Below are 18,598 nucleotides of genomic sequence, written 5' to 3'. Positions count from 1 at the left end.
GCCCGCTCCTACCCGCGCTGGCGTACGGCCTCAAACGTGAGCACGGCCGTGGCCACGCTCACGTTGAGCGAGTCGATGCGGCCGCGCATGGGGATGATGATGGTTTCGTCGCAGGCGGCGCGCATCTGGGGCGTGAGGCCGTCGGCTTCGGTGCCCATGACCAGCGCCGTGGGCCCGCGGAAGTCGTATTCGGTGTAGTTTTTGGACTCTGGGGCCAGAGCCGCGGCGTAGGTCCGAATGCCTTTTTCCTGGAGAAACGCGAGGATGTCGGCCACTGGGGCGGCCACCGTGGGCACCGTGAACACGCAGCCAATGCTGGCCCGAATGACGTTGGGGTTGAACAGGTCGGTGCGCGGGTCGCCGATGAGCACGGCGTCGACAGGGGCCGCGTCGGCGGTGCGGAGGATGGCGCCGAGGTTGCCCGGCTTTTCCACGGCTTCGAGCACAATGACGAGCGGGTTGGGCGGCAGGCGCAGGTCGGCGAGGGTGCGGGCGGGGGTGCGCAGCACGGCCAGCAGGCCATCGGACCCTTCGCGGTAAGCCACTTTTTCGAAGACGGGCTTGGTCACTTCAAACCACTCGGGAGCTTTGTCCAGGCCGGAGAATAGCTGCTGCAGGTCTCGTTGGCCGGTTTCGCCGGCCAGTTCGGGGCAGGAATACACGGTGGCCACGGGCACGCCGGCCTCCACGGCAATGGTGAGCTCGCGCAGGCCTTCGACCAAGGTGAGGCCCAAAGCGCGGCGCGCGGCGGACTTTTGCTGGAGGCGCAGCAGTTGCTTGATGCGGGGGTTTTGGGGGCTGCTGAGGCGGTCGGACGGGGAAAACGGCATGGGCGCAAAGATACCGGCGGCGCGCCCAGCCCAACCTTGGGCCAGGCCCAGGCGTAGGGCGGGCCAGTACCTTCGCAGCCAATGAAATCGAAAATTGACCCCAAAATCATCGTCGGCTTGTCGCTGGCCGTGGGCATTTTGCTGCTCACGGCCTCGGCCTCGTTCTGGAGCATCCGCGGGCTGAGCGTGCAAACCGAGCGCGTGCAGCACACCTACCAAGTCCTCCAGGAAGCCGCCGCCATTACGGGCGCGCTGAAGGATGCCCAGGCCGGCACCCGCGGCTACCTCCTCACCGGCGACACGATGTACCTGCGGCCCTACAGCATTGCTTCGGGGGAGCTGCCCGCCAGCCTGCAGCGCATCGAGGAACTCACCGTGGACAACCCCGCACAACGCGCGCGGCTCGACTCATTGCGAATGCTGGTGGAGCAGGAATTCCGCATCCTGCGGCCGCTCACGGAAATCAGAAAGTCGATGGGCCAGGCGGCCATGCAAACCCTGCTCGACACCGACCGCCAGACCCTGCGCCAGGTGCGCCTGCTTTACGACCGCATCAAGAACAACGAGCTGGCGCTGCTGGCCCAGCGCACCGCCCTGCAAGACGTGTTCGAGAAAGCCACGCCCATCGTGGTGCTGGTGTCGGCCATTCTGGCCATTCTGATTGTGGTGTGGCTGGTGATAAAAATCGTGAAAGAGCTGGCCGATAACCGCCGCCTGCAGGGCGAACTAGCCGACATCAACGCCGAAATCAGCCGGCGCATTGCCCAAATTCGCGCACTGGCCGAGCAGGTGGTGCAGGGCGACTACACGGTCAAAATCACCGACACGGCCGAGGACAACCTGGGCGGACTGGCCTCGTCGCTTAACCGGATGACTCAAACGCTGGACGCCAGCTTCAGCGCCCTCGAAAAGCGCAACCAGGAGCTCGACCAATTTGCCTACGTGGCCTCGCACGACCTCAAGGCCCCGCTACGAGGCGTGACCACCATTGTGCGGTGGATTGAGGACGAGCTGGCCGCCGAAATTTCTCCGCAGCTCCGCACCTACCTCGACCAAATGAAAGGCCGCCTGGGCCGCCTCGAAGACCTCATCAACGGCCTGCTGGCCTACGCCCGCGTGGGGCGCACGGCGCAAACGCCCAGCCAGGTAAACGTGCAACTGCTGCTGAGCGAGGTGGCCGAACTGGTGGTGCCGCCCGACTTTACCCTGCGCATCGGGCCCGACATGCCCACCTTCGTAACGGACCGGCTGGGCTTGCAGCAGGTATTCACCAACCTGCTCAGCAACGCGGTGAAGTACCACCAGCGGGGCGCCGGCCACCTAGAAGTGACTTGCCGCGACGCGGGCACCCTCTACGAGTTTCGGGTGCAGGACGACGGGCCGGGCATTGCGCCGGAGTACCACCAAAAGATATTTCTGCTGTTCCAGACCCTGCGCGACCGAAATACCGCCGAAAGCACCGGCATTGGCTTAAGCATTGTGCAAAAAATCATTGACGAGCACCACGGCACCATCCGAGTGGAGTCGGCGCCGGGCCAGGGGGCGGGGTTTATTTTTACGTGGCCCAAGTAAATCTCCCCGCCGGGAACCCATTACGCCAATTTACGATTGTTGAGCCCGGCTACTCCGTGGCTGCCCCGCGGAAATCCATTCATTCGAATTCGCCCTTTATCCGTTATTGCATGCGCTCTGTTTTACTCGTAGAAGACGATATTTTTGATACCATGACGGCGGAGAAGTCCTTCGCCAAGTTCAACGTGCCCCACGAGCTGCACACGGCTTTTAATGGCGAAGAAGCGTTGGACCTGCTACTGGGCCGCAACGGCAGCGAGCCCCTGCGCCCCCTGCCCGAAGTCATCTTGCTGGACTTGAACATGCCCCGCATGAACGGCATCGAATTCCTCACAGAATTGCGCTCCAACCCCGAGTTCCGGGACATTCCGGTCTTCATCACCACCACTTCCAGCATGGACGTGGACCGCGTCAGCGCTGAAAACCTGGGCGTGAGCGGCTACATCCTCAAACCGTTGGATTTTGAAACCAGCCCGGACCTCGCCGACAGCCTCAGCTTGCTGGAAAAGTTGTTGAAGTAAGGAGGCCGGCAGGCGGAAGCCAGTTCTGGGGCTTGGGGAAGCAACGCCCGCGCTTTGGCCGAGACTTTGCAGGGAATAAACGGCCCCGAGCCTCGTTGGAGTTGTGGGGGCGCTGCGTGTTGCGGCGCCCGCTGGCGGACTTTTGGGCGGTTCTGCATTATTTGCTGCGCATTGGTACCTTGTTCGGCCCTACTGTTCCTCTCGCTGTCTAGTTTATGAGAATTCCCGCTCTTTTTCCGGCTTTGCTTGTGGTGTTGCTTGGGGGGCGTGGTGCCCACGCGCAAGACCAAGGCCCGCGCCAGTTGGGTGCGCCGCCGTCGATACCCAACCCGGCCCAAAACCGTCCGGCCCCGGCCCCGCGCCAGCTGGATACCGTGCCCGTGGCCCCGACCGACACCGCGCGGCGAGCGGCCACGGCGCCGCAGCCCGGCCCGGCCTCGGCCCCTGCGCCCGTTTACGCGCCCACGCGGCCCGGCCAGCTGCCCGGCGATAATACCCGCGCGGCCCGCTTTCAGGTGGGCTTGAAAAACGGCATGGTGTACACCGCCTCCGACGTGGAATTGAAACAGCCGCTGTTTGGACGCTCCTACGTGCTGCTCGACGGGCAGCGCAAGTTTGAGTTGGCCGAGGTCGGGTTCTACGAGGATGAGTCGGGGCACTACGTGCGCACGCAGTTGCCGGGCTCCTCGCGCGAGTCAACGTTGCGGCGCGACAAGACCGGGCGCATCAGCCTGTATTCCGTCACCACCACGCAGTACAGCTCGGGCCCCGGCGGCCTGGGATACCCGGGGTATGGCTACGGCTATGGCGGCTTTGGCGGCTACCCGTATGGCGGCTACCGCACGGTGAAAACCGAGTATTTCTCCAAAGACAACGGCCCCATCCAGAGCCTCAGCGCCCGCAACCTGATGCTGGCCACGGCCGACAACGCCGGCGCCCAGCAGCTGCTGGCCGAGTCGCGGCGCTACCGCCAAGCCACCATTGCGAGCTACGTGGTGGGCGGCGGCCTCATGGTGGCCGGGGCGCTGCAGTCGTTGCGGCCCACCGACAATGGCCGGTCTATCTCGCCGCTGATTTACGCCGCCATTCCCGTTCTCATCGTGCCCATTGTGCTGCAAAGCAAGCAGGCCAACAACCAGCGCCAAGCCATTTCTCTCTACAACTCGGGGAAATAGAGCGAGGCGCTGCGTTTGATGAAGAAAGAGGAACAAAGAATTGTCATTGCCACGGCCTGCGGCCTCGCAATGACAATTCTTTGTTCCTCTTTTTATTTAACTCAGCCCCAATTGCCCGCGTAAGCTGAGCATGAAACCTGCCGTTGCTGCCGGCCCCCTGGCCCCTGATTTTGCCACCCGCCAAGCCAAAGCGTTGCTGGTACACGAGCGGCTGTGCGCCGAATACGGGGCGCCATTCCCGTTTTTCAGCACCAAAGACCCGCTGAGCGAGCTGGTAAGCGCCCTGCTCTCGCACCGTACCAAAAACGCCGACTCGCACCGCGCTTATCAGGAACTGCGGGCCACGTTTCCCACCTGGGAAGCCGTGCGCGACGCCCCCACCGAAGCTGTGCAGCATGCCCTCCGCGCCTGCACCTGGCCCGAGCAGAAAGCGCCCCGCATCCAGGCCGTGCTGCGCGAAATCAGCGAGCGCTGCGGGACCGATGCGCCGTGCTCGTTGGATTTCCTGGCCGAGATGCCCGTGCCGGAAGCCCGCGCCTGGCTAGAGAGCATCAGTGGCGTAGGGCCCAAAACCAGCGCGGCCACCCTCCTTTTCAGCTCACTGCGCATCCCGGCCATGCCCGTCGACAGCCACCACCACCGCGTGGCCCAACGCTTGGCCCTCATCGGCCCGAAAGTGGGCGAAGGTCCCGCCCACAAGCTGCTGGAAGTCCTGCTGCCGCCCAACTGGGACGCCCAGCAGGTGTACGACCACCACGAAGCCCTCATGTACCACGGTCAGAAATGCTGCTACTTCCACACGCCCGCCTGTGGCCGCTGCGTGGTGCTGGACCAGTGCCCGTTTGGGCAAGCGCGGGTAAGGCAATAGCGGCGGAATTAAGAACGTCATGCTGAGCGCAGCCGAAGCATCTCTACCGCGCAAGTAATTCATTTACTATTGCGGTAGAGATGCTTCGGCTGCGCTCAGCATGACGTTCTGTTTATTTTTTTAAACAACCAAGTCATGATTCTGCACTTGCGCGCCAAGCCCAATGCCCGGCAAAACCAGTTGCTGCGCGCCGCCGATGGCTCGATAACCGTGCGCCTGCAAGCACCACCCCAGGAAGGCCATGCTAATGCGGTGCTGCTGGCGTTTCTGGCCGACATTTTCAACGTGCCCAAGAGCCGGGTTGTCTTGCTGAGCGGGCACACCTCTCCGTTCAAAAAGGTCGAGATAGAAGGCCTAAGCGACGAGGCCGGACAGGCCGTCTTGGCACAGCTGCCCGGTTAAAGAATTGACTATCGCCAATCGACGGTGCGCGCACGTTAACTTTCCGGCTGATAAGCTACTCTACCCTATGTCCGCCGACCTTCAGCCGCTGCTCGACGCCCTGCAGTTTTCACCCGATAACCTGCCCCTGCGCCAGCACGTGGCCTGCCAGCTCAACGCGGCCGGCCGGCACCAGGAGGCCGAAACCCTGTGCCGCGACGGCCTGCGCCAGCACCCCACCGACGACGCCCTGCGCCTGAGCCTGGCCGAAGCTTACTTTGCCAGCAACAAGCACTCGGCGGCTTTTGTGGTGGTGGAAGATTTGCTGGGTCAACGCGCCGATTACGCCCCCGCGCACCTGCTGCACGCCCGCCTGCTGCTGGCCGCCGGCCAGCCCACCGAAGCCCGCGAGGCCTACGCCCACGCCCTAGAAATCAACCCCGGCTTGGCCGACCGCGACCTGGGCCAGGCCCTGGAAGCCGCCGCGCCGGCCCGCCGCGTGCCCACGCCTGCCAGCGGCGGCTACGGCACCCCTCCGCCGCCCGACGACGATGCGCCCAGCGCGCAGGCCCAACTGATGGGCTTGGAAAGGCCCAAAATCAACTTCGCCGATGTGGGCGGCATGGAGGCGGTGAAGGACGAAATCCGCCTCAAAATCATCCATCCCCTGCAATTCCCGGACCTGTACAAAGCCTATGGCAAGGCCAGCGGCGGCGGGCTGCTGCTCTACGGCCCGCCCGGCTGCGGCAAAACTCACTTGGCCCGTGCCACGGCCGGCGAGGTGCAGGCCAGCTTCATCAGCGTGGGCATTGCCGACATTCTGGACATGTGGCTGGGCAACAGCGAAAAAAACCTGCACCAGCTGTTTGAATTGGCGCGGGCCCAGGCGCCGTGCGTGCTGTTTTTTGATGAGGTAGACGCCCTGGCCGCCAACCGCCACGACTTGCGCCAAAGTGCCGGCCGCACCGTCATCAACCAGTTTCTGGAGGAGCTGGACGGCGCCACCCGCTCCAACGAGGGCGTGCTCATTATGGCCGCCACCAACGCGCCCTGGCACCTCGACCCGGCCTTCCGCCGCCCCGGCCGCTTCGACCGCATTACCCTGGTTACGCCGCCCGACGAGCCGGCCCGCGCCGCCATTCTCGATATTCTCTTGCGCGGCAAGCCCCTGGCCCCCGGCGTGAACACCACGGCCGTAGCCGCCCGCACCGCCGGCCTCAGCGGCGCCGACCTCATGGCCCTGGTAGACGGGGCCGTGGACGTGTGCCTGCGCGCCTCCATGCGCAGCGGCCGGCCCCTGCCCATTGAGCAAAGCCACCTGCTGGACGCCGCCAAGCTGGTGAAGCCCAGCACCAAGGAATGGTTCGCCACGGCCCGCAACTACGCGCTGTACTCCAACGAGGGCGGGCTGTATGACGACATTCTGGTGTATTTGGGGGTGAAGAAGCCGGGCAATTAGCGGCTATGACGGGGTCTGCTACCAGTATTCCTGAGCTTGAGCGCATCTGGCTGCTGCTGGAGCACCACCGGCCGCAACTCGCGGAGCAGTTGGCCCGCCAGCGCCTGGCCGCCGACCCCGCCGGCTGGGCAACCTTTCTCGCCCTGGCGGCTGCCCTTCAGCAACTCAATCGGCTTACTGAGGCCAGGGAAGCGGCCCAAGCGGCCATTCGCATAGCTCCGGAAGCCGCCGAGGCACACTATGCACTAGCGCAGGTGCGCGGCCAACTGGGGCAGTTGCACGAAACAATAACGGCTGTGGATGAAGCGCTGCGCCTGGCTCCGCATCAAGCCGAATACTACGGCTATCGGGCCCAACTTTTCTACGTGCAGCGCCGCTACGCTGAGGCCGTGAAGTGCGGCGAGGCCGGGTTACGAATAGACCCGCAGCAACCCAATTGCTTGTTGTGGCGTGCCCTGGCTCAAGAGGCCCGCGACAGGCCCCATGCGGCCGACCAAGATTTTGACCTGCTCCTGCAGGTAGCTCCAGAGAGCGCATTGGTGCACAGCCATTTAGGCCAGCTACTACTGAAACGCTTCGAACCCCGGGCCGCCGAGCCGCACCTGGCAGAGGCCCTGCGTCAATCGCCCGAAGAGGCTGCTCAATTAGTGCCGCTGCTGCAGTCAGCCCGTCAGTTAGCCACTTGGCCAGCTTGGCTGCTTGGAGCCGTACGACGAGAAGCGAGCGAACGGACTCTCGGGGTCGAGCTGGGGTTTAGGACGTTGCCAGTCCGCTTAGCCGTCGTGGCCTATACCTCTCGGGCGGAATGGCTCAACCGCCACGACCCACTTTTTCAACTGCATAATAAACCCGCTTTGCTGCGGCCATGGGCTTCTTCGCCACCGGCGTGGGCAGCGTTGGCTATGTTGTTGGCAGCGGCTATTTATTTGAACGTAACACTTCGGCTGCGTGCAGGACCGGCCATTTTCATGATGGCCATTTTCGCGGTACAATACATGCGCAAGCGGCAAAGCAAGGACAATTCCTTTCCTCGTTTTTAATCTATGGCCCTTAATTCTACCCCCTACCTCCCTCGCGTGCAGCTGCTGCTGAGCCAGAAACGCCACGCGCTGGCCGCCACCGAGCTGCGCCGCCAGCTTGGCGAGGACCCGCACGATTTCGTGGCCCATGCCCTACTGGCCGTGTGCCTGCTGGAACAAGAGCAGCTAGCCGAGGCCCAGGCCGAAGCGGAGCTGGCCATTCATCTGGCGCCGGAGTATGATTTTGCCTTCTACGCGCTGGCCCTGATTGAGGACAGGCAACACCACCCCAAGCAGGCGCTGGCGGCCATCAACGAAGCCCTGGCCCTCGACCCCAACGACGCCGACTACTACCACCTGCTGGGCCAGCTGCGCCTGCAAAGCGGGCAGTGGCAGGCGGCGCTGCAAGCCGCCGAAACCGGCCTCAGCCTCGACGCCGAGCACGCCGACCTGCACGGCCTGCACGCCCGCGCCCTGGCCCGGCAAGGCCGCACCCAGGAGGCCGGCACCGCCGCCCGCTCGGCCCTGGGCTACGGGGCCGACAGCAGCATCACCCAGGCGCAGGCCGGTTGGGTGGCCCTTGAAACCAACCGCCCGGCCGAGGCCCAAGCTCACTTCCGCGAAGCCTTGCGCCTGGACCCCACCTCGGATTTTGCCCGCGAGGGGCTGGTGGAAGCCCTCAAGGCCCGCTTTTGGGTGTACCGTACGTTTATGCGGTTTACTTACTGGTCGGCTTCGCTCAGCGACGGGGCGCGGCGCGGCATGTTTATCGGCTTGTTTGTGCTGTCGCGGTTCATGCGCCCGCTCCTGATTCCATATCTGGCGCTGGTGTACATGAGCTGGTTCAGCGACTCCATTTTCAGCTCGCTGCTGCGCTTCAATGCCGATGGTCGGCTGGCTCTTAGTCCCGAGCAGACGCGGCATTCCAACCAGTTCCTGGCGTTGCTGGGCGTTGGCGTAGCGGCGCTTATCACATACGCCACGGCCCTGCCCCTGCCGGCGGTGCAGAGTGCCGGGTACGTGTCGTTGGGGCTGCTGTTTCCGTTGGTGGGCACGTGGCGGCTGCGGCACTCGCCCAACCACGCCCGCTCCTATTATGCCGGGGTGGTGCTGGCGGTGATGGGCGTGGCAGCTATCGGCCTCGACATTGTTGGCCTTGGCGAACTGGCGAACTGGGCATTCAGTGCCTTTCTCATCGGCAGCATTGGCTACGTTTGGGTGTTTGCCTTGAGCTAAGCTGTATGGACAACCAGCAGGACGGCCCTTTTGACCAGCGGTGTTTTCTAATGCTTAGCTAAAGGCGCGGCCGGCTACGTTGTCTAGGTATTTCTGGGCATTGCCGGTGTTCAGGAGCAGCACTTTTTCGTCGCGGTGCAGCCAACCGGTGGCGAGCAGCTGGCGGGCCGCCATCCATACGGCGGCGCCTTCGGGGGCCACAAACAGGCCTTCCTGCTGGCCCAAGTCGCGCATGCCGGCCAGCATGTCTTCTTCGCTTACGCTCACCACCGTGCCGTGCGACTCGCGCAGCACGCGCAGCATCATGGCCTCGCCCAGGGGGTGCGGCACGGCTAGGCCGTTGGCCAGCGTGGGGCTGCCGTGGTAACTGTGGCAGTTGGGCTGGCGGCCGGCGTAGGTTTCGAGCAGCGGGCAGCAGTTTTTGGCTTGCACGGCCACCATGCGCGGCAAGGCCACGTCGGGTGCCAGCCAGCCGAGGGCTTGCATTTCCTGAAACGCTTTCCAGATGCCGATGAGACCGGTGCCACCGCCGGCCGGGTACAGCAGCACGTCGGGCAGCGTCCAGTTGAGCTGCTCGGCAATTTCGTAGCCCATGGTTTTCTTGCCTTCGAGGCGGTAGGGCTCCTTCAGGGTCGAGATGTCGAGCAGGGCGCCGTCGGCGTTGCGCTGGCGCACGCGGGCGCCGCAGTCGCTGATGAGGCCGTCCACCAGCTCCACTTCGGCCCCGTACCAATAGCATTCTTCCTTGAACGCCTGCGGAGTGTGGCGGGGCATTACCACCACTGCCCGCAGACCGGCGCGGGCGCAGTAGGCGGCCATGGCCACGCCCGCGTTGCCGGCCGTGGGGATAATGCAGCCTTCCACGCCCAGCTCTTTGGCTTTGGAAATGGCCATGCTAAGGCCGCGCGCTTTAAACGAGCCGGTGGGATTTTGGCCTTCGTCCTTCAGCAGAAGGGAAGACAGCTCGTAGCGCGCGGCCAAGCGCGGCAGGCGCAGCATGGGGGTCATGCCTTCGCCCAGGGTTACTTTGTTCTCCTCGCGCAGCAGGGGCAGCAGCGCGCCGTAGCGCCACATAGAAGAGTCGGCCCGGTCGATGACGTCGCGGCTCAGGGGCTCGTGCAGGTCGTAGTCGGCCACCAGGGGCTGGCTGCAGCAGGCCGACGCACGCTGCAAGTCGAAGGCCGAATATGCTTTTCCGCACTGTGAGCAGTGCAGCGCCACCAAGCGCGAAAGGGATTCAGAGGCTACCAGATTCATCTACAAATGGTGAGACGGTGAGATGGCGAAGTGGTGAGTTTGATGTTCGCACTGCGCAGATGGAACGTTAGACTCGCCATCTCACCAGTTCACTGCCTCACCGCCCCAAAGTACGGGAACTGTTCAGCCGTGGTATGCCAATCTGGGATGGGTATTTGGAATAGGCTATGCCTTGCGGGAATAATAACGCTTGGTAAAAAGCAGGAAGTCGCGGTACGGTGCGTTGTTCTCGGTGCCCTTGCGCTGAATGAAGTTGAACTCCCGCTTCAACGGAAAATTCCTGATTTTTACTTCTGAGAATTCGCCCGAAGCCAGCTCTTTCACCACGGCTTGGCGCGGCAGGAAAGCCAGGCAGGTGTCCACGCGCACGAAGTTCTTGAGGGCCTCGGTGCCGCCCAGGCGCACGCGCACCGGCAGGGCCGCCAGCTTGATGCGGTGCCGGGCCAGGGCTTCCTCGAGCACGGCCAGGGTACCAGAGCCGGCCTCGCGCAACGCGAGCGGTGTGGTGAGCAGGTCGTGCACTTCGAGGGTGCGGTTTTCCAGCGGGTTGTTGGCGCCGCACACGGCCACCACGTCGTCGGTGAGCAGAGGCGTGTAGGTCACGTTGCTCACCTTGTGGATGCCTTCGATGATGCCCAGCTCGATTTCGTGGTCGAGCAGGGCCCGCAGGATGTTGTCGGAATTGCGGTTTTTGAGGCTGAGCTGGCGGTTGGGGTGCTGGCGCAAATAGGCCGAAACCACGGGCGGCAGCACGTAGAGCGAAATAGTGGTGCTGGCCCCGATGAGCAGGTGCATGCTGGGCGCAAACTCGGTGCTCAACTCGCTCATCTCCTGGTGCAATTCCTGCTGCAGCTGCTTGGCTTGCAGCAGCTTTTGGTAGAGCTTGAGGCCGGCTGGCGTGAGCTGAATGCTGCTGCCCAGGCGCTCGAACAGGCCGGTTTTGTAGTGCTCCTCCAGGGCCTTCACCTGCTTGCTCACGGCCGACTGGCTGATGAACAGCGCCTGGCTGGCTTTGGTGAAGCTCAGGCGTTGGGCCACTTCCAAGAAGACTTCGTGCGGGTGCGAAAGCATGAGATGAAAAAAGGTAGCACGTGCTTTAATGTAGAGACGCATACTTGCGTCTCGTCGTCCGCGCCGTTTATACGATTACCGTTCAACGACGAGACGCAAATATGCGTCTCTACCCCGTCCGGGCTCACCCCAGGCGCCGTTGCAGCGCGGCAAAAAACAGCCCCGCGTGGTAGCCATCGCCAAGGCCGTGGTGCAGGTTTACCGATACGGGCAGCTGCCGGGTAGCGCCTTCCTGAAACACTTGTCCGAAGGAGATTTTGGGGCAGCTGTCGGGGTGGCTGAGGCTGCGGGCGTGCGAGAGCGCCGTGAAGCGCACCCACGGAATGGCCGAGCAGTGCACTACGTCGGGGCGGGCGGTGGCGTCGCTCAGCCGCAGGCCGGTGCTGGCTTGCACGGCGGCAATCTCGGCTTCGGCGGCGGCTATGAACCCTGCCAGCTCATCGTTCTGCTCGATGAAGGAAAAGGCGAATGTGTGGTCGGCCCGGCCGAGGGTGGCCGACACGTGAATGCGGTCGTAGCAGTACACCTGGCCGTCTTCGATGCGGTAGCGGAATTCCTCCACCTCGTTGGCCGCTTCGAGGGCGTGGTAGAGGTAGTACAGGAAAAACGACACGCCCAGACGCTTGGCTTCGGCCTGAGCGGCGGTGCAGTCCACGTTGGCGGTGAGACCAAAGAAGGGTTCTTCGAAAGCGGAAAAGAAGGCAAAATGCTCGCGGCGCGGCCACTGGGCCTGGTCAATCAGGTGCTTCATGGAAGGCAAAGGTCGGTAGCTTTGCGGAGTTGGCGCAGTTCGGTCATGCAGAGCGCAGCGAAGCATCTCGCGTGCTACCACTAACTCTTACGATTGAGTTGCTACCCCACGCGAGATGCTTCGCTGCGCTCTGCATGACGTTTTAAATCATCAAACCATGCCTATTCAGACGTTCATTGCCTTCGATGCCGACGACACGCTGTGGCCCAACCAGCCGCACTTCGACCACGTCGAACTCCAACTCTTGCGGCTGCTGGCGCCGTATGCCGACGAGCCCACCATCAACGCCCGGCTCTACGACGTGCAGCGCGCCAACATGCAGCTGTTCGGCTACGGGGCGAAGTCGTTTATGCTGTCGATGATAGAAACCACCATTCAGCTCTCGGGTGGGGCCGTGGTGGGGGGTGAGATTCAGCAGATTCTGGACCTGGGCAAGGAGCTGCTGCGCTTTCCCATCGAGCCGCTGCCCGACGTGGTGGAGGTGCTGACGGAGCTCAAGTTGCGCGGCCACCAACTGCTGGTGCTTACCAAAGGCGACTTGTTTGACCAGGAAAGCAAGCTGGCCCGTTCCGGCCTGGGCGACTTTTTCGATTACGTTGAGATTGTGAGCGAGAAAAATGAGCCCACCTACCAACGCCTCTTCACCCGCCTCGAGGCCACGCCCGCGAACTTTGTGATGATTGGCAACTCCCTGAAATCCGACATTCTGCCGGTGGCGCGCCTGGGCTACCCCGCCGTGCACGTGCCCTACCACGCCAACTGGATTCACGAGCACGTGCCGGCCGAACAGTTAGCCGAAGTGAATTTCCATACCGTGACGGCCCTGCGGGAAGTGCTGGACTATGTGCGCTAACCCAGCCGCCTATCAACAAAAGTGCTCAGTTGCATCCATTGAAAACCGGCTCAATGCGCTTGTTGACGATTATTCCTGCTCAGTGAGAAATTGGACTGACCCTGCCTATATGCAACACGGCACCCCCCGGCAGCGGGAGGCTCATGAGACGCTGCAAATACTAAAGCTTTGGCAGACGCTGGCCGATTTCGGGCCGGTACTGGCCGGTACTGTGCCCCTCAACATTGACGTTCCGGGCAGTGACCTTGATGTGCTGTGCGAGGTGCATCCGTTGATGGAGGCGCAGTTCAGCGCGGTGCTGCGGGCGCAGTATGGGCATCTGCCAGGTTTCTGCCTGCGCCGAACCACTATTGGCGGCTTGAACTGCACCATCAGCACTTTCTTTTATCTCGGCACCGAAATAGAGGTGTTTGGCCAAGCCGTACCTGCCGTGCAGCAACGCGCGTTTCGGCACATGGTGGTGGAGCACGCCATTCTGCAAGCCGGCGGCGAGGCGTGGCGGCAGGCCGTGCAACACCTCAAAACGCAAGGCCTGAAAACCGAGCCGGCCTTTGCCGCTTTGCTACATCTTCCGGGCGACCCATACGAGGCGCTGCTCACTTTGGAGGACAAAACGCCAGCCGAGCTGCAGGCGCTTCTAGCACGTCATCCGCTGTCCTGACTCAGGCTTCTTGGCAATCGTTAGCTTAACGAATGTATTCGCAAACGTCATGCTGAGCGCAGCCGAAGCATGACGTTTCTATTGGTGTGTTTAGTTTTCAGAGCGCCAGCAACGCCCCGTACACGCCGTTCACTACCTGCGCCATGCGCGGAAAATCCAGCGTGTCAATGGTGTCGGTTTTCTGGTGGTAGTTCGGGTTGCGCAGGAAGGAAGTGTCGTTAATCATCACGGCGTTGTAGCCATGGCGCCAGTAGTTGCGGTGGTCCGAGAGGCCGGCCAGGCCCATTTCCGCCGGCAGGTTGATGCGCTGCACGTCGAGGCGGCCGGCGTGGGGCTTCATCAATTGCTGCACCTGCTGAGTGAAAGCTTCCTGGCCGGTTTTGCCCACCACCACAATGAAGTTGCCGGTGGAAGGGTACAGCTTGGCCAAGGCTTCGTTGGGGAAGCTTTGCGAGTTGGGCTTGTCGCTGAAGTAGCCAATCATTTCGTAGCAAATCATGGCTCGCACCTTGATGTTGGCCGCGTGCAGGGCCTTGGCGTGCACGGCGCTGCCCATGTGCTCGGTGGCGAAGTAGGGCGGCTCCTCGTTGGGGTAGGCCACAAAATCGATGCGGTGCTTGAGCGCCGGGCGGTCCAGGTGCAGCAGCCGGGCAGTTTCAATGAGGCCGGCCACGGCGCTGGCGTTGTCGTCGGCGCCGGGCTGGTCGCCGCACACGTCGTAGTGCGCCCCCACAACGATGCGCTCGGCCTCAGGCGGGCCGAAGGAAGCAATGATGTTGCGGTAGCGCCGCCCATCGGCCGTAAACGCCTGCTCCGAGACGGTGCCGCTCAGCTTCTCGAAGCAGCCCTTGATGTAGTCGGCCGCTTTGTTGAGCGACTGCAAGTTGTGGCAATTGCGGGCCGGTTGCAGGTTGGTGAGGAAAGTGACGTCGGCGTGCAGGCGGGTTTGGTCGGCGGGCATAATGGTAGGATTAGTAGGTGAATTTTATACGGCTGGGGAGAAGGCGGGGCGGTTGGTTGAGCTTATAAAATGGTGGAAGAATTCAGCCCCGCGGAACCTCACCCCCGGGCCCTCTCCCGCGGCGAGGGGAGCCAAACGAATGGTAGCGCGGACTTTTAGTCCGCGCGTAAATTGTGCAGATGTGAGCAACTCGCGGACTAAAAGTCCACGCTACAGTCCGTCCGGTTCCCCTCTCCGCAGGACCGGGGTCGTATCCGGTAGGGCCAGGGGTGAGGTGAACGAGGGTGAGCCAACTCAAGATTAAGCTTCTGCAAGCAGCATCTAAAAAGCCGGAATATATATACCTTCCCGCGTCCTTACGCTCCCGCTTTTTATGCACCTCACATTTCTGCGCCGCTTACCCCTTCTGCTGCTGTTTCTGGCGCTATTTGTTGCCTCTTCCTGCTCCAAAAAAACGGCCCAGGAACAGGCCGCCACCGAGCAAACCGACGGCGAAGAAATCGACCCCTACTCCAACCTCATCTTCACGTTTGACGAGGCCGTGGTGGCCGACGCCCAGCTCAACCGCTGGGACACCACGCAGTACGTGCAGTTCACGCCGGCCGTGCGCGGCAAGTTCAAGTGGACCGGCGACCGGGAGCTGACCTTTTCGCCGCTGGAGCCCTTTCGCCCCAGCACCGTGTTCGACGCCGCGCTGCGTACCGAAAACATGCCCAGCGGCAAAGACAAGCTGGAATTGAACCGCCGGCGCTTCCACACGCCCTACCTGGGCATGGCCACGCCGCAGGTGTTCTACGGCCGCTCGGAGCGGGCCGCGGGCACCGCCGAGCTGCGCGCCAACCTCGTGTTCAACTACCCCGTGCGGCCCGTGGACCTGCGCCCGCTGCTGCGCGTGAGCCAGGACGGCAAGCCCGTGGCCGTGCAGCTCATTTCGGCCGAGCCCGACAAGACGCTGGGTCTGAGCTTCACGCAGGACGTGAAGCCCGGCGCGGCCCTGACCGTGGAAGTGGCGCCCGGCCTGGTGCCCGCCGTGGGCGGCAAAGCCACCGACAAGCCGCTCACCGCCCAGTTGGAAGTGCCCGAGCCGCAGATTCTGGAAGTGCGCGAGCTGACCGGCTCCCTGGTAAACGGCGAGGCCGTGGTGACGGTGCTCACCAACCAGCCAGTGGCCGTAAACGACATTCAAAGCGTGCTGAAGGTGTCGCCAAGCGCGCCTTTTACAATCGAAGCGCTGGAAAGCGGCTTTGCACTGAAAGGCAATTTTGTGGTTGGCAAAACCTATCAGGTGACGCTGGCTTCCGGCGCGCGCGGCATGCTAGGCGGGCAGCTGTATGAGCCTTACAGTCAGTTGGTTTCCTTCGCGGCCGAGCGGCCCAGCATCAGCTTTGCCAGCGGCGAAAAGGCCATGTACCTCGACGCGCTGGGCACCCGCAACCTGGGTTTGCGCATCAACGAGGTGCAGAAGGTGAAGGTGACCATTGCCAAGGTCTACGCCAACAACATTCAGCAATTGCTGCGCGGCGAGGCCAACTACGGCTACCCCGGCTACGATGGCGAGGAAAGCGAATACGACGAAGGCAGCAACCGCGACGAAGACGGCGAATACATCGACCGCAGCTTCCGCTACTACGACACCGAAAACATCGGCAACGTCCTTTCCGAGCGCACCATTTCCGTCACCGGCTTACCCAAAGCGGGCAGCCTGCGCCTGCTGAACCTCGACCTGAAGGAACTGGAATTCCAGGGCGCCATGAAAGGCCTGTACGTGGTGCGCGTGCAGGACACCGAGCGCCAGTGGCTGCAAGTGAGCAAGCTGGTGGCCGTGACGGACGTGGGCCTGATTGTGCGGCAGGGCGCCACCGGCGGCACGCTGGTGTTTGCCAACTCCATCCGCACGGCCCAACCGCTGAGCGGCGTGACGGTAAACATGGTGAGCTCGAATAACCAAGTCATCGGCACGGTGACGACGGACGGTTCCGGCGTGGCTGCCTTCGACTCCGCCGCCAGCATGAAACGCTTTAAGCTGGGCATGATAACGGCCACGAAAGACGCCGACTTCACCTTCCTCGACCTCAACAAAAGCCGGGTCGAAACCTCGCGCTTCGAAGTGGGCGGCCTCACCAGTAATGCGGCCCGCTACCAGGCCTTCCTCTACGGCGACCGCAACCTCTACCGCCCCGGCGACACCGTGCGCACCAACACCGTGGTGCGCACCGAAGACTGGCAAACCCCGCCCGCCAACCTGCCCGTCAAAATCCGCCTGCTGCTGCCCACCGGCAAGGAATACAGCAGCCTGCGCCAGAAGCTGAGCGCTGCTGGCTCGTTCGAAAGCCGCTTCATTCTGCCGCCCGCCATCATGACCGGCCTCTACACGATGGAAGTGCTGACCGGCAACGATGTGCTGCTGACGTCCAAGCAAATCAGCGTGGAAGAATTCATTCCCGACCGCCTGAAAGTGAGCGTGACTGCCGCGCCCACCGTGCTGAAACCGGCCCAGACCGTGACGGCCACCATCAGCGCCCAAAACCTGTTCGGCCCGCCCGCGGCCGACCGGAAGTTTGAGGTGGAATTCTCCTTGAAAGAGAAAAGCTTCGCGCCCAAAAACTTCCCCGGCTACTCCTTCGACATCAACAGCGGCGAGCGGCGCAAAACCATTACGTCGGAAGACGGCGAAGAAACAACTACTACGCCCACCTCACGCTTCGAAAAAACAACCCGCGAGGGCATGACCGATGCCACCGGCAAAGCCACCGCCACCTTCGACGTGCCCGAAGTGCGCGACCTGGGCACGCTGGAAGGCGTGGCATTCGCCACCGTATTCGACGAAACCGGCCGGCCTGTGAACCGCCTCGCCACCTTCGACGTGCAAACCCAGGCCACGATGTTCGGCATCCAGGACATTCCGGAACTGCTGAACACGCGCCAGGCCGCCACCGTGCGCCTGCTGGCCCTCACACCGCAGGGCAAGCCCACCAGCGCCCAGGCCCAGATAAAAGTGGTGCGCCTGCTCTGGGAAACCGTGCTGGAGCGCCAGGGCGGCCGCTACGTGTACAATTCGCAGCAACGCGAGCAAACCATTGTGGCCCGCACGCAGGCCGTGGGCAACGGCACGGCGTTCAGCTTCACGCCCCTGAACTCGGGCGAATACGAGGTGCGCATCAGCCGGCCCGGTGCCCTGAGCTACGTGGCGCAGCGCTTCTACGCCTATGGCTACGGCGATACCCAGGCCAATTCCTTCGAGGTGAACAACGAGGGCGAGGTGACCATTGAGGCCGACAAAGCCAAGTACGAGCCCGGCGAAACCGCCAACCTGCTGCTGAAAACGCCCTTCCCCGGCCGCGTGCTCGTGACTGTGGAGCGTGGCAGCGTGCTCGACCATTTCTACGTGACCACCGACCAGAAATCGGCCCAGGTCAAAATCCCCATCAAGGCCGAGCACGTGCCCAACGTGTACGTGACGGCCACGGCCATTCGCGCCATCTCCGACAACCGCCTGCCGCTCACCGTGGCCCGCGGCTTCGTGCCGCTCACGGTGGAAAAGCCGGGGGCTCGCCTCGCGGTGGCCATTGCCGCGCCCGCCACCAGCCGCTCGCAGATATTCCAGACGGTGGAAATCACCACCGCGCCCCGCGCCCAGGTCACGCTGGCCGTGGTGGACGAGGGCATTCTGCAAATCAAAAACTACCTCACGCCCGACCCCTACGGCTACTTCTACCAGAAGCGCGCCTTGGAAGTAAATGCCTACGACGTGTACCCCTTCCTGCTGCCCGAGCTGGGCACCAGCAGTGTGGGCGGCGACGGGGCCGACCTGAGTCGCCGCACCACGCCCGTGCCCTCGCGCCGGGTGCAGCTGCTGGCCAAGTGGAGCGGCGTGCTGCGGGCCGATGCCAACGGCAAAGTGCGCTACAAAATGCGCGTCCCGCAGTTCAGCGGGGCCGTGCGCGTCATGGCCGTGGCCTACAAGGGCGACGCCTTCGGCTCGG

Annotated in this window: 16 protein-coding genes; 11 read left to right on the top strand and 5 right to left on the bottom strand. The window is 63.1% G+C overall.

Annotated elements, in window-relative coordinates; all coding sequences use genetic code 11:
- Positions 1–8: 8 nt before the first annotated feature.
- The gene (locus tag VF629_RS07345) at positions 9–830 is read right to left on the bottom strand and encodes an RNA methyltransferase (RefSeq protein WP_331057816.1); all 822 of its coding nucleotides are present in this window, start codon (positions 828–830) and stop codon (positions 9–11) included.
- Between the two features lie 81 nt (positions 831–911).
- On the opposite strand from VF629_RS07345, the gene VF629_RS07340 reads away from it, so the two are divergent.
- The 8 genes from VF629_RS07340 (at position 912) to VF629_RS07305 (ending at position 9,061) form a co-directional block, all read left to right on the top strand.
- On the top strand, positions 912–2,402 hold the full coding sequence (locus tag VF629_RS07340) for a sensor histidine kinase (protein WP_331057815.1): 1,491 nt from the start codon (positions 912–914) through the stop codon (positions 2,400–2,402).
- Between the two features lie 110 nt (positions 2,403–2,512).
- Positions 2,513–2,923 (top strand): response regulator, encoded by a 411-nt coding sequence (locus tag VF629_RS07335; RefSeq protein ID WP_331057814.1) that lies wholly within the window; start codon positions 2,513–2,515, stop codon positions 2,921–2,923.
- Between the two features lie 215 nt (positions 2,924–3,138).
- Complete coding sequence (locus tag VF629_RS07330) at positions 3,139–4,098, top strand: hypothetical protein (protein ID WP_331057813.1); 960 nt, start codon at positions 3,139–3,141, stop codon at positions 4,096–4,098.
- 130 nt (positions 4,099–4,228) lie between these two features.
- On the top strand, positions 4,229–4,966 hold the full coding sequence (locus VF629_RS07325; protein WP_331057812.1) for a Fe-S cluster assembly protein HesB: 738 nt from the start codon (positions 4,229–4,231) through the stop codon (positions 4,964–4,966).
- Between the two features lie 135 nt (positions 4,967–5,101).
- On the top strand, positions 5,102–5,368 hold the full coding sequence (locus VF629_RS07320) for a DUF167 domain-containing protein (protein WP_331057811.1): 267 nt from the start codon (positions 5,102–5,104) through the stop codon (positions 5,366–5,368).
- A 67-nt stretch (positions 5,369–5,435) separates the two neighbouring features.
- Positions 5,436–6,806 (top strand): ATP-binding protein, encoded by a 1,371-nt coding sequence (locus tag VF629_RS07315; RefSeq protein WP_331057810.1) that lies wholly within the window; start codon positions 5,436–5,438, stop codon positions 6,804–6,806.
- 5 nt (positions 6,807–6,811) lie between these two features.
- A complete protein-coding gene (locus VF629_RS07310; RefSeq protein ID WP_331057809.1) occupies positions 6,812–7,846 on the top strand; it encodes a tetratricopeptide repeat protein in 1,035 nt (344 codons plus the stop codon).
- A 3-nt stretch (positions 7,847–7,849) separates the two neighbouring features.
- Positions 7,850–9,061, top strand: coding sequence for a tetratricopeptide repeat protein (locus tag VF629_RS07305; RefSeq protein WP_331057808.1), 1,212 nt, complete (start codon positions 7,850–7,852; stop codon positions 9,059–9,061).
- A gap of 54 nt (positions 9,062–9,115) precedes the next feature.
- Here the strand turns inward: VF629_RS07305 and VF629_RS07300 are convergent, their stop codons facing one another.
- The 3 genes from VF629_RS07300 to VF629_RS07290 form a co-directional block, all read right to left on the bottom strand.
- The gene (locus VF629_RS07300) at positions 9,116–10,318 is read right to left on the bottom strand and encodes a threonine synthase (RefSeq protein ID WP_331057807.1); all 1,203 of its coding nucleotides are present in this window, start codon (positions 10,316–10,318) and stop codon (positions 9,116–9,118) included.
- Between the two features lie 165 nt (positions 10,319–10,483).
- A complete protein-coding gene (locus VF629_RS07295; protein ID WP_331057806.1) occupies positions 10,484–11,389 on the bottom strand; it encodes a LysR family transcriptional regulator in 906 nt (301 codons plus the stop codon).
- Between the two features lie 124 nt (positions 11,390–11,513).
- Positions 11,514–12,140: a chloramphenicol acetyltransferase gene (locus tag VF629_RS07290; protein WP_331057805.1), complete on the bottom strand. Its 627-nt coding sequence runs from the start codon at positions 12,138–12,140 to the stop codon at positions 11,514–11,516.
- A gap of 157 nt (positions 12,141–12,297) precedes the next feature.
- Here VF629_RS07290 and VF629_RS07285 point away from each other — a divergent pair, with 157 nt between their 5' ends.
- Together VF629_RS07285 and VF629_RS07280 are read left to right on the top strand one after the other, a co-directional pair.
- Positions 12,298–12,993, top strand: coding sequence for an HAD family hydrolase (locus VF629_RS07285; protein ID WP_331057804.1), 696 nt, complete (start codon positions 12,298–12,300; stop codon positions 12,991–12,993).
- Positions 12,994–13,102: 109 nt separating this feature from the next.
- Positions 13,103–13,654 carry a DUF4269 domain-containing protein gene (locus tag VF629_RS07280; RefSeq protein WP_331057803.1) on the top strand — a complete coding sequence of 184 codons (552 nt, stop codon included), beginning with the start codon at positions 13,103–13,105 and terminating at the stop codon, positions 13,652–13,654.
- A 97-nt stretch (positions 13,655–13,751) separates the two neighbouring features.
- On the opposite strand, the gene VF629_RS07275 is transcribed toward VF629_RS07280, so the two are convergent.
- Positions 13,752–14,615 (bottom strand): M28 family peptidase, encoded by an 864-nt coding sequence (locus tag VF629_RS07275; protein ID WP_331057802.1) that lies wholly within the window; start codon positions 14,613–14,615, stop codon positions 13,752–13,754.
- A 373-nt stretch (positions 14,616–14,988) separates the two neighbouring features.
- Here VF629_RS07275 and VF629_RS07270 point away from each other — a divergent pair.
- On the top strand, positions 14,989–18,598 hold a 3,610-nt coding region (locus tag VF629_RS07270; RefSeq protein WP_331057801.1), incomplete at its 3' end, for an alpha-2-macroglobulin family protein.

Source organism: Hymenobacter sp., assembly GCF_036388155.1.
Lineage (GTDB): Bacteria > Bacteroidota > Bacteroidia > Cytophagales > Hymenobacteraceae > Hymenobacter.
The sequence above is the reverse complement of the archived record's forward strand: the minus strand, read 5'-3'. Positions and strand labels throughout refer to the sequence as shown.